This window comes from Streptomyces alkaliphilus (genome assembly GCF_014141535.1).
Classification (GTDB): domain Bacteria; phylum Actinomycetota; class Actinomycetes; order Streptomycetales; family Streptomycetaceae; genus Streptomyces; species Streptomyces alkaliphilus.
The window spans coordinates 1-3,835 of record NZ_VKHT01000489.1 but is presented as its reverse complement, the minus strand read 5'-3'; the positions used below and the strand labels follow the sequence as shown (position 1 = coordinate 3,835).

Here is a 3,835-nt window from a genome sequence, read left to right as displayed (position 1 = left end):
GGAGGCGTGTGGGCGCCCCGACTGGTCGGCCTCGCCGGGATGGGGATGGTCGCGGCCGGGGTGCTGGTGATGGATCCGGCGGACGGTTTCCCCGCCGGAACACCGGAGGGCGCACCCGCCTCGCTCTCCTGGCACGCCGTGGGCCACCTGATGGCGGGGGCGCTCTCCTTCCTCGCCCTGATCCTCGCCTGCTGGGTTCTGGGGCGGAACTTCTCCCGGGCCGGCCTGCGACGGCACGCGACCGCTTCCCGGGTGGCGGGCACACTCCTGCTGGTCGGCAACGCATGGGCGATGAGCGGCACCCCGGCCGGTTCCCTCGCCCTGGCCGTGGGTGGCATCACCGCCATGGTGTGGGTCTCCGCGGTCACCGGCCTTCACCGCCGCGGGAGCTGACCGGCCGTCATCGACGGGGAGTGTCGGTGGTGGGGCCAGAATGCCGGGCATGGTGTCCTCCCCCGCCCCGGCCACGGGGTCCGAAATCGCGCCCCCCGATGCGCGGCGGCCCGCCTTACCGGGCGTCTTCCGGCTCTGGTTGACCGGCTGGCTCGTCTCGCTGTTCGGTGGCGGCGTCCTGTACTTCGCGCTCGGGTGGGCCGCCGCCGGACACGGTGGCGCCGTCGCGGGGATGATGCTCGCCCTGATCAACCTGCCGCGGGCCGTGCTGATGCTGGTCGGCGGCGTGGTGGCCGACCGGATCGGGGCGTGGCGGATCCTCACGCTCTGCGCCGCGTCGTCCCTGGCGGTGGTCGCGACCCTGGCGGTGGCGGTCTCCCTCGTCGGCACCCCGGTGGCGCTGCTGTTCGCGGCGGCCCTGGTGATCGGCGTGCTGGACGCCTTCGACCTGCCCGCCTCGGGCTCGATGCCGCGCCGCCTGGTGGGCCCGGAGAGTCTGCCGCGTGCCATGGCGCTGCGGCAGACCGGCGTGCAGCTGGTGCTGTTCGCCTCGGGAGCGGCCGGGGGCGCGTTGTTCGACGTGTTCGGCCCCTCGGGCCCCCTGGTGGTCGCGACGGTCGGCCCGGCGGTTCTGTTGGCGGTGCTGCTGTGGTTGCGCCGCCACCCGGATGGCCGGGGGACACCGCCGGCGCGGTCGATGCCGTCCCCGTCCTCCGCTCCGTCGGCCGGACGTTCCGGTCTGTGGGGAGACATCGCCGCCGGCCTGCGGGTGTGCCGGCACACGCCGGTCCTGCTCTCCGGTCTGGCGGTCACGGCCGTGGCAGCCGGCTTCCTCCTGCCGGTGATCTCGCTGCTGGCCCCGGTACTGGCACGCCAGGAGGGTTGGGGGCCACACGAGACGGGCGTGCTGATCGGCGCCCGGGCGGTGGGCATCGTCTCGGTCGCCCTGGTGGTGCTGGCCCGGGGCGGTGCCGCCCGCCCCGGCACGGCGGCCGGTCCGGGGCCGGTGGCGGCCGGCACCGGCGTCGGCGTCCTGGCGGTGGCGCCGAACCCACTGGTGGGCCTCCTCGCCTCGCTGGTGATCGGCGCGGGCAACGGGACCTTCGGCGCGAACATCGCCCCGTTGATGCCGGGTACCACCCCGGAGGGCTACCTGGCCCGGGTGCAGTCGGTGGTGACCGTGGTGCAGAGCCTCCCGCTGGTGGGGATGAACCTCGCGCTGGGGCTGCTGGCCCAGTGGGCCTCGGCCCGGGTCGCCCTGCTGTGCTGTGCCCTGGCCGTGCTTCTCACCGGTCTCCTCGCCCTGCTCGTGCCGGCGCTGCGGGAGGCCCGGTCCCCGGCCGTGTCGAAGAGGGGGCGCGCCCTGTGACGGCCGGGGCGGCGGGGCCCGCCGGAACGACGGTGATCCTGACCGCCCTGCCCCGGTTGCGGCACCTGGACCTGCGGGCCAACCGCCTGACCGGTCTCCCCGCCACCGTCCTCGACCTGCCGGCGTTGGAGAAGCTCGACCTGCGGTGGAATCCGTTCGACCCCCCGCCGGATCTCGTCGCCGAACTGGAACGCCGCGGCTGCGCGGTGCTGTGGTGAAGCCGATCGGTCCCTGCCGCTCACGGGTGTCGACGGGCCGCCTCGACCGACACGCGGACACACCCCTTGACCTCAAGCGCGATTGAACTTCTAGCGTTCCCGGGGACGAAAGGGGTTGAGCCATGACCACACTGGTGACGGGCGCCACCGGGAACACGGGGCGACACGTGGTGGCGGAGCTGGTTCGCCGAGGGGAGCGGGTACGGGCACTGACCCGGAATCCGGCCGCCGCGGCCTGGAGGTTCCCGGCCGCGGTGGAGACGGTGGCCGGCGCGCACACGGAGCCGGGGACGTGGGAGGCCGCCCTCGCGGGGTACGACCGCCTCCACATCACAGCGGTGGAGGGGCTCGCCGAGGTCGGGCCGGAGCTGGTGCGACGGGCGATCGGGGCGGGCGTGCGGCGCATCACCGTCCTGTGGGACGGGCGGGTCGGCCCGGTCGAGCGGGCGGTGGCGGAGTCGGGGGTGGAGTGGACGCGCCTGGAAGCGCAGGAATTCATGTCCCACACGCTCACCTGGAGCGACTCGATTCGCGGGGAGGGCGTGGTCCGCGAGCCCTACGACCGGCCCAGCGCGCTGGTTCACCAGGCCGACATCGGGGCGGTGGCGGCGGTCGCCCTGCTCGAGGACGGCCACGCCGGGGAGGTGTACAACCTCACCGGGCCCGAGGTTCTGACCCCACGACAACGTGTCGCCCTCCTCTCCCGGGAGCTCGACCGGGACATCGCCTTCGTCCCGATCCCGCACGACCGGGCGGTCGAGCGGCTGGTGGCCGGCGGCGTCTCCCCGGAGGAGGCCGAATACGTCATCGGGTGGTACGCCGCACCTCCCGGGACCGCCACGACCGTCGACGACACCGTCGAGCGCGTGACGGGGCGCCCGGCTCGCACGTTCGAGCAGTGGGTGGCCGAGTACGCCGACCACTTCCGGGGCGGCTGACAGGTACCGACCCCGGAACGTCCCGCCGCCCGGGGAATCAGATGCCGAAGGGCGCGGCGTAGCGGATCGTTCCGCTCGGCAACGGATGGTCGGGGACGAGGGCGAGGGCCATCAGTGCCTCGTCCGGGACCTCGATGGTCAGGCCGATGCCGTGTGCGGACGCCCGGCCGAATCCGAACCGGGGGTAGTAGTCCGGGTGGCCGAGCACGGTGACGAAGCGCTCGCCCCGTTCCCGGGCCGTCGAGAGGGCGGCCCGGATGGCCGCCGAACCGGCGCCCCGACGTTGGTGCCCGGGCAGGACGGCGCACGGCGCCAGGCACAGCGCCGGCACCTCACCGATGTGGCACCGGGTCAGCAACGCGTGCGCGACGGGGGTGCCGTGGTCGTCGCGGGCGACCAGGGAGAGGCCGTCGATCCAGGACGGGTCGCGGCGCAGCGCGTCGACGAGGTCGGCCTCGGCGGAGGTCTCGAAGGCGGCGAGGTTGATCCGACGGATGGCGGGGATGTCGGCGCCGGTCTCGGCACGCGTGTCCCATGAACTTTGAGAAGTGGTCATGGCGAAGGAAGGTCCGTTTCCGAAGTGGGGTCGATCAAAGGCCCCCGGCTCACGCTCCCGGCGGGGTGAACGGAACGGTGTCAGGCCACGACCCGGGGCGTGAGGGTGACCCGGGCGCCGTGCGCGGTGGCCTCGAGCACGGTCATCAACCCCACCCCCTCTTCTGCCGCCTCGGAACGGATACGGACGCCTCCGAGCGTACCCGACCCCCCCGGCCGCCCCGGCGGGCGTGCCGGGTGACATCGGAAGCCCCCGACCTCACTCCCCGAACAGGCGCAGCGAGGAGTTGGGACTCGCGGTCACGGTCAGGCCCCGGGCCCGCAGACGGGCCTCGATGTCACCGGGCCCCCGGGCGTACACC

At 74.2% G+C, this 3,835-nt stretch carries 5 protein-coding genes; 4 read left to right on the top strand and 1 reads right to left on the bottom strand.

Features of this window, described 5'->3' with window-relative positions; genetic code table 11:
• The 4 genes from FNQ90_RS15450 to FNQ90_RS15435 all read left to right on the top strand — a co-directional run.
• Positions 1-393: DUF998 domain-containing protein (locus FNQ90_RS15450; protein ID WP_182606914.1), on the top strand; the 393-nt coding region annotated here is incomplete at its 5' end.
• A 40-nt stretch (positions 394-433) separates the two neighbouring features.
• Complete coding sequence (locus tag FNQ90_RS15445; RefSeq protein ID WP_323379985.1) at positions 434-1,762, top strand: MFS transporter; 1,329 nt, start codon at positions 434-436, stop codon at positions 1,760-1,762.
• Between the two features lie 32 nt (positions 1,763-1,794).
• The gene (locus FNQ90_RS15440) at positions 1,795-1,980 is read left to right on the top strand and encodes a leucine-rich repeat domain-containing protein (protein WP_182606912.1); all 186 of its coding nucleotides are present in this window, start codon (positions 1,795-1,797) and stop codon (positions 1,978-1,980) included.
• A gap of 122 nt (positions 1,981-2,102) precedes the next feature.
• Entirely contained in the window at positions 2,103-2,918 is an 816-nt protein-coding gene (locus tag FNQ90_RS15435; RefSeq protein WP_182606911.1) for an NmrA family NAD(P)-binding protein, read from the top strand.
• Between the two features lie 37 nt (positions 2,919-2,955).
• Here the strand turns inward: FNQ90_RS15435 and FNQ90_RS15430 are convergent, their stop codons facing one another.
• A complete protein-coding gene (locus tag FNQ90_RS15430; RefSeq protein WP_228471237.1) occupies positions 2,956-3,474 on the bottom strand; it encodes a GNAT family N-acetyltransferase in 519 nt (172 codons plus the stop codon).
• Positions 3,475-3,835 lie beyond the last annotated feature (361 nt).